Origin of the sequence: Mucilaginibacter ginkgonis (assembly GCF_009754905.2) — a bacterium.
GTDB lineage: Bacteria > Bacteroidota > Bacteroidia > Sphingobacteriales > Sphingobacteriaceae > Mucilaginibacter > Mucilaginibacter ginkgonis.
This window is the reverse complement of sequence record NZ_CP066775.1, coordinates 3501951-3518918: the sequence shown is the minus strand read 5'-3', so window position 1 is coordinate 3518918 and position 16968 is coordinate 3501951. Positions and strand designations below refer to the sequence as shown.

The window sequence follows — 16968 nt, the reverse complement described above, 5'->3', positions numbered from 1 at the left end:
TTATGCACACCTATGCATAGCCTCATCTTTATAATCTCTTTTTTAGCCGTAGCCGGAATTTTAATTCGCCCGTTTCACTTACCCGAAGCAGTTTGGCCTGTTTTGGGATCTATAGTTTTAATAACCTTTCAACAAATTTCTTTTAGGGATGGCCTAAACGGCATCTCTAAAGGCTTGGATGTTTATTTGTTCCTGACAGGAATGATGCTGCTGGCCGAAACCTCTCGCGAAGTCAGATTATTTGATTGGCTGGCAGCACATGCCACAAATGCCGCCAAAGGCTCGCCCGCCAGGCTATTTCTTTTAATATACCTGGTGGGAATTGTTGTTACAGTATTTCTTTCTAACGATGCCACCGCGGTTGTGCTTACTCCGGCTGTCGCAGCTGCGGCACGAGCAGCGAAAGTTAAAAACCCATTACCCTTTCTATTGATATGCGCTTTTATTGCTAATGCCGCTTCGTTTGTGCTGCCGATAGCTAACCCCGCAAACCTGGTAATCTATGGCGAGCATATGCCTGCGCTATCTCAATGGCTGTCACTATATTTAGTGCCATCTGTGGTGTCAATTATCGCCACTTACATTTTATTGAAATTCACGCAGCGGAAACAACTTGGTACCTCAATCGAAAATAAAATTGATGTACCCGAACTTAGTCCCGGAGGTAAAACAGCGCTTGGGGGCATTGGTGTAGCAGCAATAGTGCTATTGATCGCTTCTGCCTTGAACTTACAATTGGGTCTGCCAACAATTATAGTGGGTGTCACCATATCCGGCATAGTGGTTTTGATATCAAAGCAACACCCCATCACCATCATCAAAGGGGTATCGTGGTCGGTGTTGCCGTTGGTTGCAGGGCTGTTCGTTATCGTAGAGGCATTGAACAAAACACCACTGATACATGATATAACAGCCATGATCAGTACAGGCGCTGCGCATAGCATTACATTGGTAACCTGTGGAAGCGGTATCGGTATCGCACTGGTTTGTAACGTGGTCAATAACCTGCCGGCCGGACTTATTGCCGGGAACATTGTACAATCTGGCCACCTGCCGGGGATTGTGAAGCAAGCTGTACTAATTGGTGTCGACCTTGGGCCAAACCTTTCTGTAACAGGCTCGCTTGCCACCATCCTATGGCTTGTTGCGCTCCGCCGCGAAAACCTGATGTGCAGTGCATGGCAGTTTTTAAAGATCGGGGCGGTGGTAATGGGTGGCGCGTTGATCGCAACGTTAGGGGTATTGTTCTTTAGTTGATGCGTCTTCTTTACGTCATGCCGAACTTGTTTCGGCACCCCACTCGTTTAATTATCCGGCTTATGCAGCGACTTGTCTTTTGGAGTGCCGAGAAAATCTTCAATAGCTATCGGGACGGGATGGTTTCAATATCTAACTATACTCTTCCCACACCTGCACCAGGTTTATAATTACCTCTACAGCCTTCTGCATGTCCTGAACAGAAACCCACTCTTGTTTACCATGAAAGGCATGTTCACCGGCAAATATATTGGGGCATGGCAAACCCATAAAAGATAAACGCGACCCATCTGTGCCGCCACGGATGCTTTTTAACAGCGGTGTAAGCCCCGACCTTTGGATGGCCTCCAAACCATAGTCAGTAATGTTTGGGTATTGGTCAAGCACCTTTTTCATATTGCGGTACTGTTCTTTTATATCTAACCGGTAAGTTGCTCCCGCGAAATCACTGATAACATTGTCTGCAATTTGCCTGATCACATCAGCATGTTCTTTCAACTTATCATCTTCAAAGTCGCGAATGATAAAGTCAATAACCGCTTGCTCGGCATGACCCGAAACTCCGACAGGATGCACAAAACCTTCAATGCCTTCCGTACCCTCAGGCGATAGTTCGAAGGGTAATGTGGCGATGATCTTACCGGCAATTTTAATGGCGCTTTGCATGTTACCTTTCGCAAAGCCAGGATGGGCGCTAATGCCATTGATGGTAAGCCTGGCACCATCGGCAGAGAATGTTTCGTTTTCAAAATGCCCCGCGCTTTCACCGTCCATAGTGTAGCCAACCTCGGCGCCCAGTTTTGTAATGTCAACCTTATCTACTCCCCTGCCTATTTCCTCGTCGGGTGTAAACAAAATCCTGATCTTGCCGTGCTTTATTTCGGGATGATTAACTAATTGATAAGCCGCGTCCATGATCTCCGCCAAACCCGCTTTGTTGTCTGCACCTAACAACGTAGTGCCGCTGGCGGTGATAATATCATTGCCGATCTGGTTCTTCAGATCGGGGTGGTCTTTTTGTCTTAACACCTGGCTGTTGTCATCAGGCAAAACCAAATCTTCACCCTGGTAATTACTATGAACAATTGGCTTCACGTTTTCGCCGCTGCAATCAGGCGAGGTATCCATGTGCGAGCAAAAGCATAGCACAGGCACATCTTTGTCTGTATTAGACGGAATGGTGGCGTATACGTAACCATGATCATCCAATTCGGCATCGGCAATACCAATTTCCTTTAGCTCTTGAACTAGCAGCCTGCCCAAATTCTTTTGCTTTTCTGTAGATGGGCAGGTTGGCGAGTTTGGGTCGCTCTGAGTATCTATGGTTACGTAGCGCAAAAAGCGATCGGCTACTGTGAAAATGAAAGGCATGCTCATAGGGTAAATATATTTGTGCAAATTAGGGCATTATTATTTTAAAGAAAACCGGTGAACGTAGAAACATTGCGCAATTACTGTCTTAGGAAACCTTCGACAGACGAAGGCTTGCCATTTGGTGAAGACACGCTGGTTTTTAAAGTAGCCGGCAAAATCTTTTTGCTTATAAGCCTAAGCGAAGGCAACCGGTTTAATGTAAAATGCGACCTCGAACTAGCCGTAGAACTGCGCGACCAGCACCCCGAAGTCATCCCCGGCTACCACATGAATAAAAAGATGTGGAACACCGTTTATATGGATGGCAACCTTACAGATAAACAGTTGAGAGGGATGATAGACCATTCTTATGACGAGGTAGTGAAGACTTTGCCAAAGAAGGTTAGGGAAGGCATTGTAAATACTGAGTAAAGACCGTTGATTGTTAGATGATTACAAATTTGTTAAGACATAAACCGAGATGTCATTGCGAGGAGTTCCGATATTAATCGGAACGACGCGGCAACCTCGTAGCTATAAAAGTTAGCGATGTTAAACGAGTACCATACATACATAATAACAAACAAGGCTAACACTGTTTTATACACAGGTGTTACAAGCGACTTACGGACAAGAATTTGGCAGCATAAACAAAAACTACATGTCAAAAGCTTTTCTGCAGGGTACAATTGCAATAAATTAGTTTACTACGAGACCTTCATTGCTACTGATGAGGCCATAACAAAAGAAAAACAACTAAAAGCAGGTTCGAGAAAAAGGAAAATTGATTTAGTATTAAAATCAAATCCTGGCTGGAAAGATTTGAGTGAAACTTGGTACAACGATTAGCTAACTACGAGGTTGCCGCGTCGCTACGCTCCTCGCAATGACATATTTTAGAAATTATCATTATGAAACAATTATTAGCTCTAATAATAACGATCCTATTCTCAACCATTACTTTCGCCCAACTCACTCCATTTGAGCAGCACGCCGATAAAAACTATACTGCCAACTACAGCGAGGTAATCACTTACTATCGCCAACTGGCCAATAAATATCCGCAGATGAAAATGATGGATATCGGCTTGACAGATGCCGGTAAACCGCTGACGTTAATTGTACTGTCAAGGGATAAGGCGTTTGATCCGGCACTGATCAAAAAGCAAAACAAACGGGTGCTGCTCATCAACAACGGCATCCACCCGGGCGAGCCTGAAGGCATCGACGCCAGCATGATGCTGACCCGCGACCTGCTGAAGAATAACAAACTGCCAAAAGATGTAGTGCTATGTTTTATTGCCGTGTACAATATCGATGGTATGCTGAACCGCGGCGTATCGCGCATCAGTCAAAACGGACCGGTGGCTTATGGCTTTAGGGGCAATGCCCGAAACCTTGACCTTAACCGCGATTTCATTAAAGCAGATAGCAAAAATGCTTTGGCCTTTATGCAGATCCTGAATACCTGGCAACCCGAAGTTTTTCTTGATAACCACACCAGTGACGGCGCAGACTATCAGTACGTAATGACGCTGATTGAAACTCAAAAAGACAAACAGAACCCCATATTGGCAAAATATACGGCAAAGACCTTATCGCCCGAACTGTACCGCCGTATGAAGACAAGCGGTTACGAGATGATCCCTTACGTAGAAAGCGAAAAGGGTACCCCAGACTCAGGAATTGTTGCATTTATTGAAACGCCGCGCTTTTCTACAGGCTATACGGTTCTACATAACATCATTAGCTATGTGACGGAGACGCATATGCTAAAGCCTTTTGACAAGCGGGTGTATTCTACCTACTATTTTATGCAGCATCTGATCGACGTTTGCGAGCGCGACCATGAACTGATTGGCAAATTAAAGAAACAAGCAGATGACGCCGTTAGTAATCAAAAAGAGTTCGCCCTGAACTGGGTTTTGGATGAGAAAAACTATGATACCATCACTTTTAAGGGTTACGAAGCCGGGCACAAAGCCAGCGACATTAGCAGCTTACCACGCTTGTATTATGATCGCTCCAAACCGTGGACCAAAACCATAAAATATTACGACAACTATAAAGCGACTACCAAAGCAGATAAACCAATTGCCTACGTAATTCCGCAGGCATGGTGGAAGGTGATTGACCTGCTGAAAATAAACAAAGTGGCTATGAGCCGCCTGGCACATGACACTACTTTACACCTGCAGATGTATAGCATCGCCGACTTTAAAACTTCGCCACGGCCTTACGAGGGGCATTACATCCACAGCAATGTAACGGTGATAGGCAATAACGCTGATATTAAGTTTCATGCCGGCGATTACGTGGTGTACACCAATCAGCCAATAAACCGCTACATTGTAGAAACATTGGAGCCGCAGGGTGTCGACTCGTTCTTTGCCTGGAATTTTTTCGATTCGGTTTTAGGGCAGAAAGAACACTACTCCGACTATGTTTTTGAAGACATCGCCGCTGAATATTTAAAGAACAATTCGGAAATGCGCAAACGCCTTGACCAGGAAAAAGCCTCCAATCCTAAACTGGCAGCAAGCGCTTCCATGCAATTAGAGTGGGTTTACCACAACTCGCCATGGTTCGAAAAAACCTATCTTCGCTACCCGGTAGGCCGTTTGCTTACCAACATTAAATTGGACCTGACTAAATAATGCAAGAGTATTTTACCTACGCGCCGGTAGCTTCGGTCATTTTCGCGGCAACACTAATAGCTTCATTGCTGGCATTTTATAACGAAGAACTGCATCTTAAATGGATGCTGCATCCCTACAGTATCAATCGCGGTTCTAAATTTTACACCGTGATCACCAGCGGCTTCATTCACCGCGACTGGAGCCACTTGCTTTTCAATATGATCAGCTATTATTTTTTCGCGTTCAGGCTCGAGACGCGGTTAGGCCATTGGCAGTTCGCCGTCCTTTATTTTGCAAGCCTGGTGTTAAGTGATCTGCCATCTATCCAAAAACATAAAAACGACATTTGGTACCACAGCCTTGGTGCATCCGGGGCCATTAGTGCAGTGATCTTTAGCGGGATACTATTCGATCCATTGGCTGGCATGTACCTCATGTTTATCCCTATCGCCGTACCTGCAATCATCTTCGGGGTATTGTATTTAATTTATTGCTGGTGGGCTTCAAAAGCCAGCCGCGATAACATTAACCACGATGCACACTTGTTTGGCGCCTTAAGCGGCATAGCTATTACCATTATTTTAATGCCCGGGGTGATACCTTTGTTTTTAAGGCAATTGGGTGCGAGGTAACGTGCGTTATTCCAGCCCTTTCTAAAGGAGACGGCATAACAAACTACTTCGGTAAGGCAACCTCTGCCCTAAACCCACCTTCATCATCAAACAAAAAGCTCATAGGCCGGTCGGGGTCTTTGATGATCTCAAATAGTAAGATGTTCCATTTTTTCCAGAAACTCTCCAGCACCTGGCCATAGGTTTTAGTTTGCCATTCGTCAAAGATAGGTTTCATGCTATCGCCGCGTAACGACGTTGCTTCTATATAGACATCATCTCCTACCGGCATAATATCATAATTAGGCAGTCGGTTAAACAGGTAAGCTGAGTAAAATACCCTTGCCGAAAACTCTTCGAACTGAATTGGGTGCAGCTTCTGGTGTTTTATGTTTTGGTAAACCTCGTCTTGGTAACGGCTGATCACGCCGTTATCCTGCAGGCAGATGACGATGCCAAAATCGTTTATTCGCAGCGAGTAGGTAACGGTGCTTATCTCATCGCGGTAATTGAAGTCGCCCTGTTCATTGTCTACTTTAAAGATGAATAGGCTAAAGGGTTTAAAATCTTCAAATATCACCGGCAGATTAAGGCTTTGCAGCATAACGTGCAGATTGGTAAAGCGCTGCAATATGGATTGCGACACGCTGAACTCTTCGCCCTCGGCGTGCTGTTGGGTACGGGCAGCATGCAGCTCATTAAAGATGACCCCGAAAAGCCACTTCCCTATCCATTGAAACAACTTCAGTTCATCAAGCTTTACTACGGCGTCATAACCCGCTGCAAAAGCTGCTTTTATCTCGCGCTCCAGCGGCTCAACGTATTGCTCATTGGCAGCAGCGCTGCAAGGCAGCATTAACTGTTTATAGGTACTAAAACTATCATCCAGCAGTTTAAACGGCTTATCCTCCAGGTTATATTTGGTCATCAGCCATTGCGGAAACACATGCACATGCTCTTCAGAACTGGTTAATGGTTTGCCCGTGAGAAAGCAATGTTTTTTACTGGCGGCAAAATTTTGAAGAGGATAATAAAGTTGCGGAGGCATGCGGCAAAGATAGGGTCATTGACGATAGAGACAAGAAGTTTGAGTTGTGGAAAAGAATAAAGTGACTCATCAAAAAAGTACATTAATAATTTTGAGACCATGCAAAATGGTTTGGGCGTTCCCACCTTCGGTGGATCGGGCTATCCGCTTTATCTGCTTCGCAGGATGTCGCTGCTATCCCTAACGCGCTCAAACATTCGCCTCAATTATCTACATTTGAAACCAATCATGAAACTCAGCTACCAACCCTTTGAACTGGAGCTTCGGCACCGTTTTACCATAGCTAAATTTTCCCGCACTTCAACCCCGCTTATGCTGGTGCAGGTAGAGCACGAAGGGCAGATAGGTTACGGCGAGGCATCAATGGTGCCTTACATGGGCGAAAGTTATGATACCGCCACCGCTTTCCTCAATAAATTAGATATGGGGCGGATAAGGTTTCCGTTTAGTTTTGACATGATCACCAGCTATCTGGATAGCATAGCGGCAGGTCAGCCTGCTATCAAAGCAGCTATTGACATTGCCTTGCATGATCTGGATGGCAAACTGCAAAATAAACCCTGCTGGCAACTCTTAGGAACCGAACCCGCCCGAATGCCCGATACCAGTTTTACCGTTGGGATTGACACGCCAGAGGTATTGCGCGAGAAAATAAAGGGCGGCGACGATTGCGAAATCATTAAAGTTAAACTGGGCAGAGATAATGATAAGGAACTAATTAACACAATCAGGTCTATCACTGGTAAGCCGCTTTTTGTAGACGCCAACCAGGGATGGACGGACAGGCAGAAAAGCCTGGAGATGACGCATTGGCTGCATGAACAAGGGGTGCTTTTAATTGAACAACCCATGGCAAAGACCGACCCGGAAAGTAACGCATGGTTAAGCGCCCGCAGCCCCGTCCCTATTATTGGCGATGAGGCTGTACAGCGTTTGGCAGATGTTGGCCCTGCAGCAAACGTTTACAACGGCATCAACATAAAGCTAATGAAATCCGGAGGGACGCACGAGGCTAAGCTGATGATCAATAAAGCCCGGGAATTGAATTTGAAGCTGATGATTGGCTGCATGAGCGAGACCAGTTGTGCCACCTTAGCCGCAGCAGCCCTTGCCCCGCAATGCGACTGGGCCGACCTTGACGGGCCTTTCCTTACAGCGAATAACCCTTATAAAATGCCTCAGTTTACTGATGGTAAATGGGTGTTAAATAACCATGCGGGTTTGGGCCTTGAGCTTGCAGAAAATATCCATTAAATATTAAAAGCGGTTAAACCTTTTGTTAATCGCATCGTCTAATAAGTAAACAATTCTATAATACCCCAATGAAAACTTTTTCTTCTTCCATTTTTAAGATCGGCCTTGCAATGCTGATCATGTTTGCTATATCTACAACTACAATGGCTCAGCGTGGCGGCCGCGGGGGCGGTGGTTTCCGTGGCAGTGTTGGCATCCGTGGCGGTTTTGGCGGCGGCTACCGTGGTGGCTTTGGTTATGGCGGCCCACGCGTAGGCGTAGGGTTTGGCTACGGCGGTTTTCGTTCGTATCCAAGAGTTGGCTTGTCAATCGGTGTATTACCATATGGCTACTACCCATTTAGCTGGGGCGGCAATCCTTACTTTTATTATGGCGGTGCATTTTATGCGCCTTATGGTTCATCATACCAGGTGGTAGCTCCGCCGGTAGGCGCAGAGGTACCTTCGCTTCCATCAGGGGCTAAGCCTATTAATATCGATGGTGTTCAATATTACGAGTTCAACGGCGTTTATTACAAAGAGGCTATTACCCCCGACAATAAAAAGGTATATGTAGTATCCGGCAAAGATGGTGTGTTGAACACCAATGCAGATGGCACAGTTAGTCCGGATGTAACGGTAGACCAGCCTCAGGACCAGATGCCGCACGTGGGCGACATGACTGACAAATTACCCGACGGATCGCGCAAAGTAAGCCTTAACGGTAAAAGGTATTGGATAACACCGGAAGATATTTACCTTGAAGAGGTAAAAACCGATAACGGCACAAGCTATCGTGTGGTAAGCGTTCCGGGTAACGAGCAATAAAAATCCCAGTAAATTATATCAAAGGAGCATCAGCAGGGTGCTCCTTTTTGTTATTTTCCGCTTGTCCATTTAAGCATCAGTACAACTAAGCGGACGACACTTGCAACTCATACCTGATACCCGATATTAAAAGATAAAACCCTTTGGCATTTAGTTTGTACTTGTAACTAATATTTCAAGATACTTACCAATGAAAAACAGAACAATCAAAACAGCATTCTTCGGCATAGCGATAGCTTCGGCATGTGTTATAGGCCAGGGCTGTAACTCTTTTACAAAGACACAAAAAGGCGCAGCCATAGGCGCGGGCGCGGGTGGCGCTGTAGGCGCATTTATAGGCAAAAGCGCGGGTAACACCGCCTTAGGTGCTATTATTGGCGGCGCTTTAGGCGGTACAGCAGGTGCTTTAATAGGCCATAAGATGGACAAACAAGCCGCGGAAATTCAGCAAACTGTGCCCGGTGCAACGGTATCCCGCGAAGGCGAAGGCATCGTAGTAAAATTTGATTCGGGTATATTGTTCGATGTAAATCAAACCGCGCTTAAGGGTGCAGCGCAAACTAACCTGGATAAGCTGGCAACATCACTGCAGAACAACCCGCAAACCAATATCATGATCATTGGTCATACCGACAATACGGGTAGCGACGCTTATAACCAGGATCTGTCGGTTCGTCGTGCCGAAGCGGTTAAAGCATTCCTTACATCTGACAGGGTAAGCGGTTCACGCTTGTCTACTACCGGTAAAGGTGAATCCGAGCCGATAGCCGATAATACAACTGCCGATGGCCGCGCTCAAAACCGGCGTGTCGAGATTGTGATTGTGGCAAATGACCAAATGAAGTCAGAAGCGAAGCAGCAAGGACAATAATTGTTAATGGTAAAATGACATGTAAACCCTGCGCTGTATGCGTGGGGTTTTTTGTTAAAACACAGGCGTTATTATCTTTCAACATCCCGCCGAACTATTAAAATAAATTAGGCATATTGCCGCATATTAATTCAACCTCCATTCAAAAAAGCATGAGTGTAAAGTCTTACCTCTTATCGGGCTCTTTAGCCCTTGCCACCGTAGTATTATTTAGCAATTGCAGCAACGGCAGTAGAAGCACTACCACTAAAACAACTGAGAAAACTACCACAGAAACCAAGGTAGTTGAAACCGATACACTGGGCGTTGTGAAAGAGCATTACCCGCCGCTCGATAAAGCTAAATATGATACTTTGATGAAGCGGTTAGCCAACGGCGATACCAGCGGAAAGTGGCCTGTTAAAGGCGCTCCTTACCCGATGGATGGCGCGATACTACCGTTTAAGCGGGTGGTTGCATTTTACGGTAACCTTTATGCTAAGAAGATGGGCATTTTAGGTGAGTTACCGCCTAACGAAATGCTGGCTAAATTAAAAGGCGAAGTAAAAAATTGGGAACGTGCCGATCCCACTACTCCTGTACAGCCTGCCTTGCATTATATAGCGGTGGTTGCCAGCGGCAATGCCGGCAAAGACGGTAAATACCGTAATCGCATGCCATTTAAACAGATAGACAGCGTGTTGGTGCTGGCTAAAAAAGCGCATGCCATAGTTTTCCTTGATGTACAGGTTGCATTGAGCAATATCCATACAGAACTTCCTTTATTGGAGAAATACCTGATGATGCCGCAAGTGCATTTCGGCATGGATCCCGAGTTTTCTATGAAAGACGGCAGCCTGCCGGGCAAAAAGATCGGCACTTATGATGCCGCTGACGTTAACTACGTATCTGGCTACCTGGCTAACCTGGTGACTAAATACCACCTGCCTCCAAAAATTTTAATCGTACACCGCTTTACTAAAAAGATGCTGACAAACTATCAGAATATTAAACTGCGTAAAGAAATACAGATGGTGATAGATATGGATGGCTGGGGTGAACCTGATCTGAAGACAGGTACCTATCGTTACTTCATTCACCACGAGCCTGTACAGTTTACCGGCTTCAAACTGTTCTACAAGAACGACATCAAAAAGAAACCAAACCACATGCTGACACCGGCAGAGGTGATGAAAAACTACAAACCACACCCTATTTATATCCAGTACCAGTAAATAATGGTGAGGTGGGGCGTTATAGGTTGCGGCCGAATTTCGCACCGCTTTATGGAGGGGCTAGCAACCTTGCCGGAAGCTAAATATGTTGGTGCATGGTCTCGGAGGGAAAGTTCTGTAAATGACTTCACAGGAAGGTACGGCGGCAAAGGGTATCCCTCACTCGAGGCACTTTTAGGCGATACTGCGATCGACGCTGTGTACATCGCTACCCTCCCTGATAGCCATATGTATTACAGCATCGCTGCATTACAAGCGGGCAAGCATGTGCTTTGTGAAAAACCGGCAGCGGTAAACGTTAAGCAGCTCGACGCAATTTTAAACGTTGCAAAACAAACCGGCAAGCTATGGATGGAAGGCATGAAAACACCTTTTTTTCCGCTTTATGAAAAACTTAAGACGCATCTGGAAAACGATCCAATAGGTGATGTCGGCTTTGTGCGGGCCGGGTCATCCGTTGCAGGCCTGGAGCCAAACCACCCGAATTTTAGTTACCAGGGAGTAGGCGGGAGCATCATGGGCGTTCTCCCCTACGAGGCGTTTTTAGCTTTCGATTGGTTGGGAGAGATGACGCAGATCAACACCATGGGTCAGTTTAGTGGCAAAGAGATCGATATGTTTGCCGTAGTGCAGTCAAGGCACCTTGATGGCTATGCGCAGCTTTATTGCGGCTTCGATCTTCATGGCAAAGGCGACGCGTTAATCAGCGGCACTAAAGGCCACATCACAATCCATAAAAACTGGTGGAACCCGGTAAAGGCTACGATAGATTATCTCGACGGCCGCATTGTGGAATTGGAAGAGCCATTTAGATCGGGCGGGTTGCAATACGAAACCGGACACTTTTGTAAGGCAGTAGCCGACGGACGGACAGAAAGCCCTGTCATCACCCATCAACTTTCGAGGCAAATGCTTGGTATGCTCGATGCTGCCCGTCAGCAGATTGGGTTGAAATTTGAGGGGGAATAAAAAGAAAAAATTATAGTTTCCGCTTCCTGTAATTCAAAGCGAAGCGAAGAATCTTATTCAGTGTTATGTTCTAAATCAACGCATCAAATGCTTCGACAAGCTCAGCATGACAACGCGGGGTGCCATTAGAAACAAACTCGTGAACGTTAAAAACTAAAACTTGCATCCGCGTCAGGGTTATCTAGCTTTGTGCTTTTCCGCTGGCCGTTAACCGTTGCATGGATCATGTTGATCTGCTCGGGATGGGCAGTAAACAGTAAGTCGTCATGTACTGTCACCGTTTTCGCTTTATCTACGCCCTTCACCTCAAAGTAGCTCCATGCGCCGTCTTCCTGTATTTCATAACCCACGAAATTTAAAGGTAAAGGCTTACCATCAGCTCTAATTTCCAGGTGCTTTTTTACATAATCGGTAATCAAACGGTTTACCGCGGCTTTGTCAACAGGTTTAACAATGTCTATATGCGTATGATTTATCCGGTTTAATTCGCGCTCCAGATCGTCATAAAACATGCGGCAGCTTACTTCAACAGCTTGGGTTTTGGGGTTGAAATTAATTTCGGTAACGCTTACATAAAATGGGTGCAAGAGCAAAAGCCAAAAAGTATTTATAAAGGAGATTATCATGTGTGTTATCAAACTTAAATCAAAATACGCTAATATTAAGCTTTAATTATACCCGTGCAGGATTTTGGATTATATTTCGAGTTAGGCTGGCAGCACATTTGTAACCTGCAAGGCTATGATCACATTATGTTTGTGGCTGTTTTGTGCGGTACATATTTATTAAAGGATTGGCGCAAAGTACTTATACTTGTTACTGCATTTACCATTGGGCATTCCATAACCCTGGCGCTTAGCGTCCTCAGTATCATCCGCATCAACAGCTCAATAATCGAATTTTTAATTCCGGTAACCATAGTGATAACCAGCTTACTCAATGTTTTTAAAAAACAAAAGAGCAATACCACCATGAAGATCACTTATGGCCTGGCTTTATTTTTCGGGCTTATCCATGGGCTTGGTTTTTCTAACTACTTAAAAAGCTTACTGGGTACAAGTACCAACATTACTGCCCAGCTGTTTGCCTTTAATGTTGGTTTAGAATTTGGGCAGGTAATAATTGTGCTGGCTACACTATTCATCTCTTATTTGTGTATCAATCTTGTTAAAATGAACCGTCGCGATTGGATAGTTTTCCTTTCATCGGCTATATTTGGTATTGCACTAACGATGTGCATAGACCGTTTTCCGCTTATAAAATTCAGATGAAGAAATTTTACATTTTCTTTCTTGCTTTAACCGCTGCCGGCAGTGTTTTGGCACAGCCAAACAACAATCCAAAATCTAACCACGGCAATAAGTTCGAGCAGTTGGGCACTATGCTCAGCACGCCAAACGAGTATCGTTCGGCCTCCGGTGCGCCCGGTCCAAAATACTGGCAACAAAAGGCCGACTATGATATCACTGCAACGCTTGACGATGATAAGCAACGCTTAGACGGCTCTGAAACAATTGACTATTACAACAACTCGCCCGATCCGCTCACATACCTGTGGATACAACTAGATGAAAATCAGCATAAAAAAGATGGCGAGAGTGCTAAGTTTGATGAGAGCCGCATGAAAGACAAGATGACCTTGCGCGAGTTGCAGGGCATTATGGGCCACAACCTTGATCTGGGCGATCATATAGTAAGTGTAAAAGACGCACAGGGAAACGCGCTTGACTATACCATTAATGAAACCATGATGCGCATTGAGATGCCGCACACGTTAATGCCGGGCGAGCGTTTTAAATTCAAGATCGTTTGGTGGTATAATATTTCTGACCGTTTGACCATTGGCGGACGTGGTGGTTACGAGTATTTCCCTGAGGATAAGAATTACCTGTACACCATGGCCCAATGGTATCCGCGCATGGCCGTGTACAGCGATTTTCAGGGCTGGCAAAACAAGCAGTTTACCGGCCGCGGCGAGTTTGCTTTAACGTTTGGCGATTTTAAGGTAAGTCTTAACGTACCCGCAGACCATTTTGTAGGCGGAACAGGCCAATGCTCAAACTATGCGCAAACGCTCACAGGCGCGCAGCTTAAACGCTGGGAGCAAGCACAAACCGCTAAAGAGCCTGTGGAAATTGTAACCCTTGCAGAAGTAAAGAAGCAAATGCAAGGCCATGCCACAGCTCGGAAAGTGTGGCAGTTCCATGCAGAAAACGTACGCGATTTTGCTTGGGTATCGTCGCGCCGTGTGGTTTGGGATGCTATGAGCACCCAAATAGATGGCGGCAAAAAGGTTATGGCCATGTCTATCTATGGGCCGGAAGCATACCCGCTGTACCGTCGCTATTCAACCAAACTGGTCGCACATACATTAAAAGTATATTCTAAACATACCTTCCCTTATCCATATCCGTGTGCCACATCCGTTGAAGCATCAAATGGTATGGAGTACCCAATGATCTGCTTTAATAACGGCCGTGCCGATAAGGACGGCACGTATAGCGAAGCAGTTAAATACGCCATGACGGGTGTTATCATCCACGAGGTAGGTCATAATTTCTTCCCGATGATCGTTAACTCTGACGAGCGCCAATGGACCTGGATGGATGAAGGATTGAATACTTTCTGCCAGTTTTTGGCAGAGCAGGAATGGGATAACCACTACCCCTCTCAGCGCGGGCCAGCATATAAGATCGTTGATTACATGAAGCTGCCGCCGAACGAACTGGAGCCGATCATGACCAACTCTGAAAACATCGTTCGCTTTGGCCCGAATGCCTACTCAAAACCTGCAACTGCCTTGAATATTTTACGTGAGACGGTTATGGGCCGCAAACTGTTCGATTATTCGTTTAAGACCTATTCGCACCGGTGGGCATTTAAGCACCCAACACCTGAGGACTTTTTCCGTACCATGGAAGATGCATCTGCCGTTGACCTGGACTGGTTTTGGCGCGGATGGTTTTATGGTATCGATCCGGTCGATATTTCGCTGGACAGCGTGAAGTATTACCGCATGAATACCAAGAACCCGGAAGTTGAAAACACTTACGACCGCGCACAATTCGATCGCAACCTCGACAACATTAGCTCAAAACGTAATAAAGACGAGGGTATCAAATTCGCTGTAGAGGCAGACACATCTTTAAAAGATTTCTACGGTAAATGGGACCGTTTTGCAGCAACACCGCTAACCAAGCAAAGCTACCAGGCCATGTTTGACGCCTTAACCCCTGCAGAGCGCGCTATGTATCAATCGAAAAATTATTTCTACCAGTTAAGCCTGAGCAATAAGGGCGGCTGTGTTATGCCATTGATCATCGAGTGGACGTACGCGGATGGCACAAAAGAAGTTGAGCGTATCTCGGCCTACATATGGCGTAAGAATGAAAGCAATATAACCAAGGTGTTTGCAAAATCTAAAGAGGTAAAGAATATAAAGATTGACCCTTACCGCGAAACCGCGGATATCGATGAGAACAACAACTCATGGCCAAGGGAATACGCGCCATCAAGGTTCGAGCTTTTCAAAAGCCAGGAAGGCATAAGGGGCGCATCATCAGGCACCAACCCGATGAAAGAATCTATGAAGAAACCATAACAAGAAAGGCCGCTGATCAGCGGCCTTTCTTGTTTAATTAGAAATTGTCTTCCTAAACTTGTTTCGGGATCTCATAAGCAAGTTTTTAGATTCTACTTTGGGACGCCGGGTCAATCTTGATAATTATCAGGACGGCATGACATTTAAAGTTAGGAAAGCCCTTTCCTTTAAAGCAGGCACTATACAGTCGGATTCGTTGTAAATATCGGCTTGTAATATTTGCCGTAAGCAAATCCTAAAAACAAATGGATCAGCAATAAAACTACGCCCATCGGCATACCCGCAGGTGCCAATATGGTGTGGTACAGAAAGATGTTAACCGTTATTGGAAAAAGCACCAGAAGAAAGAACGCGGTACAACGATTGATCAGTAGAAAGATTCCGCAAATGATCTCAATTACTTTCATGTATTGAAAGAAGTACCCACTGCCAAATAATCCGCCCGAAAATGCTGCGGCTTTGGCAGGTAACACCGGCTGCGGCATTGGTAAAAAGTGAAAAAAGAATTGCAGGCCGAATACAAGAAATACCAGCCCCAACAGTGTTCGCAAAATAATTACAGTGATCTTCATGTCGAAAAGTTAGTAGTTGTTAGTGTTAATTCTTAAAGGTAAAAAGAACTTGCTGTAAATCAATATATTTGGTTGCCATGGAAAATCAAAAACCCTACCGATCTAAAAGAAAAGACATTCCCGCAGGCCACCACCCAAATGAAGTTTATGTGCTTCGGGACTGGAAAGAATATATCGGCGAGTCGCTGCTTATTGTATTCAGCGTGCTGCTTGCTTTAGGCGTTACAGAAGTGATCAACTATTTTCATGAAAGAAGTGAACGGCATGAAATGCTCGTTAACATAAAAGATGAGTTGATCAAAAACAGGCATAACACAAAACTTCAATATGCCTATCAGACCAAAGTTTTGGCGACGATAGATTCGGCATTAAAAGATAAAAGATTTCAGCAGGAGATTGTAAATGACGACCATTTTTTCGTCAATAAGATCGCTCCGGAAGGCATCATGTACAAAGACCTGGACGATGTTGCCTGGCAGGTCGCCAAAAGCCATAACATTGCTTCAAAAGTGAGTATCAATACAATGACCATGTTTTCTGACATCTATGATAACCAGGCTAGGATAGTTAAATTGGAAGATGAAGCTGCTCACGTATTATTAGCTCCCGAGTCGAGAAACCCTGCCAACGCGCATCTTACCCTTACAATTTTGAGAGATGAGTATAAAGGCTGGTCTTACGAGCGTACACCGTCGCTCATAAAAAAATATGACGAAGCGATAAAATTACTGGAAGACAATCTTTAAGTGTTTGCCCCTGGCAATCATTATCTT

At 45.2% G+C, this 16968-nt stretch carries 17 protein-coding genes; 13 read left to right on the top strand and 4 right to left on the bottom strand.

Going from position 1 to position 16968, the window contains the following annotated elements:
* Nucleotides 1-12: 12 nt before the first annotated feature.
* Nucleotides 13-1257 (top strand): arsenic transporter, encoded by a 1245-nt coding sequence (locus GO620_RS16345; protein WP_157524911.1) that lies wholly within the window; start codon nucleotides 13-15, stop codon nucleotides 1255-1257.
* Nucleotides 1258-1389: 132 nt separating this feature from the next.
* On the opposite strand, the gene pepT is transcribed toward GO620_RS16345, so the two are convergent.
* A complete protein-coding gene (pepT, locus tag GO620_RS16340; protein ID WP_394368542.1) occupies nucleotides 1390-2628 on the bottom strand; it encodes a peptidase T in 1239 nt (412 codons plus the stop codon).
* Between the two features lie 57 nt (nucleotides 2629-2685).
* Here pepT and GO620_RS16335 point away from each other — a divergent pair, with 57 nt between their 5' ends.
* From GO620_RS16335 to GO620_RS16320, 4 genes are all read left to right on the top strand, one after another.
* Nucleotides 2686-3042 (top strand): MmcQ/YjbR family DNA-binding protein, encoded by a 357-nt coding sequence (locus GO620_RS16335; protein ID WP_200230352.1) that lies wholly within the window; start codon nucleotides 2686-2688, stop codon nucleotides 3040-3042.
* Between the two features lie 117 nt (nucleotides 3043-3159).
* Complete coding sequence (locus GO620_RS16330; protein ID WP_157524907.1) at nucleotides 3160-3459, top strand: GIY-YIG nuclease family protein; 300 nt, start codon at nucleotides 3160-3162, stop codon at nucleotides 3457-3459.
* Between the two features lie 62 nt (nucleotides 3460-3521).
* On the top strand, nucleotides 3522-5267 hold the full coding sequence (locus GO620_RS16325; protein ID WP_157524905.1) for a M14 family zinc carboxypeptidase: 1746 nt from the start codon (nucleotides 3522-3524) through the stop codon (nucleotides 5265-5267).
* Complete coding sequence (locus tag GO620_RS16320; RefSeq protein ID WP_157524903.1) at nucleotides 5267-5881, top strand: rhomboid family intramembrane serine protease; 615 nt, start codon at nucleotides 5267-5269, stop codon at nucleotides 5879-5881. The genes GO620_RS16325 and GO620_RS16320 overlap by 1 nt, the downstream gene beginning before the upstream one ends.
* Nucleotides 5882-5924: 43 nt before the next feature.
* Here the strand turns inward: GO620_RS16320 and GO620_RS16315 are convergent, their stop codons facing one another.
* Nucleotides 5925-6908: a hypothetical protein gene (locus GO620_RS16315; RefSeq protein WP_157524901.1), complete on the bottom strand. Its 984-nt coding sequence runs from the start codon at nucleotides 6906-6908 to the stop codon at nucleotides 5925-5927.
* 99 nt (nucleotides 6909-7007) lie between these two features.
* Here GO620_RS16315 and GO620_RS16310 point away from each other — a divergent pair, with 99 nt between their 5' ends.
* The 5 genes from GO620_RS16310 (at nucleotide 7008) to GO620_RS16290 (ending at nucleotide 12022) form a co-directional block, all read left to right on the top strand.
* Nucleotides 7008-8162: a dipeptide epimerase gene (locus GO620_RS16310; protein WP_317198307.1), complete on the top strand. Its 1155-nt coding sequence runs from the start codon at nucleotides 7008-7010 to the stop codon at nucleotides 8160-8162.
* Between the two features lie 68 nt (nucleotides 8163-8230).
* Nucleotides 8231-8968: a DUF6515 family protein gene (locus GO620_RS16305; RefSeq protein ID WP_157524899.1), complete on the top strand. Its 738-nt coding sequence runs from the start codon at nucleotides 8231-8233 to the stop codon at nucleotides 8966-8968.
* Nucleotides 8969-9158: 190 nt separating this feature from the next.
* Complete coding sequence (locus GO620_RS16300) at nucleotides 9159-9839, top strand: OmpA family protein (RefSeq protein WP_157524897.1); 681 nt, start codon at nucleotides 9159-9161, stop codon at nucleotides 9837-9839.
* A 152-nt stretch (nucleotides 9840-9991) separates the two neighbouring features.
* Entirely contained in the window at nucleotides 9992-11053 is a 1062-nt protein-coding gene (locus tag GO620_RS16295) for a hypothetical protein (RefSeq protein ID WP_157524895.1), read from the top strand.
* A 51-nt stretch (nucleotides 11054-11104) separates the two neighbouring features.
* The gene (locus tag GO620_RS16290; protein ID WP_244139431.1) at nucleotides 11105-12022 is read left to right on the top strand and encodes a Gfo/Idh/MocA family protein; all 918 of its coding nucleotides are present in this window, start codon (nucleotides 11105-11107) and stop codon (nucleotides 12020-12022) included.
* A 146-nt stretch (nucleotides 12023-12168) separates the two neighbouring features.
* Here the strand turns inward: GO620_RS16290 and GO620_RS16285 are convergent, their stop codons facing one another.
* Entirely contained in the window at nucleotides 12169-12648 is a 480-nt protein-coding gene (locus GO620_RS16285) for a DUF6702 family protein (protein WP_244139430.1), read from the bottom strand.
* A 54-nt stretch (nucleotides 12649-12702) separates the two neighbouring features.
* Here GO620_RS16285 and GO620_RS16280 point away from each other — a divergent pair, with 54 nt between their 5' ends.
* Both GO620_RS16280 and GO620_RS16275 read left to right on the top strand, forming a co-directional pair.
* Nucleotides 12703-13293, top strand: coding sequence for a HupE/UreJ family protein (locus tag GO620_RS16280; RefSeq protein WP_200230339.1), 591 nt, complete (start codon nucleotides 12703-12705; stop codon nucleotides 13291-13293).
* A complete protein-coding gene (locus tag GO620_RS16275; protein ID WP_157524891.1) occupies nucleotides 13290-15623 on the top strand; it encodes a M1 family metallopeptidase in 2334 nt (777 codons plus the stop codon). The genes GO620_RS16280 and GO620_RS16275 overlap by 4 nt, the downstream gene beginning before the upstream one ends.
* A gap of 179 nt (nucleotides 15624-15802) precedes the next feature.
* Here GO620_RS16275 and GO620_RS16270 read toward each other — a convergent pair whose 3' ends face one another.
* The gene (locus GO620_RS16270) at nucleotides 15803-16195 is read right to left on the bottom strand and encodes a DoxX family membrane protein (RefSeq protein WP_157524889.1); all 393 of its coding nucleotides are present in this window, start codon (nucleotides 16193-16195) and stop codon (nucleotides 15803-15805) included.
* 77 nt (nucleotides 16196-16272) lie between these two features.
* Here GO620_RS16270 and GO620_RS16265 point away from each other — a divergent pair, with 77 nt between their 5' ends.
* A complete protein-coding gene (locus GO620_RS16265; RefSeq protein WP_157524887.1) occupies nucleotides 16273-16941 on the top strand; it encodes a hypothetical protein in 669 nt (222 codons plus the stop codon).
* Nucleotides 16942-16968: the final 27 nt, after the last annotated feature.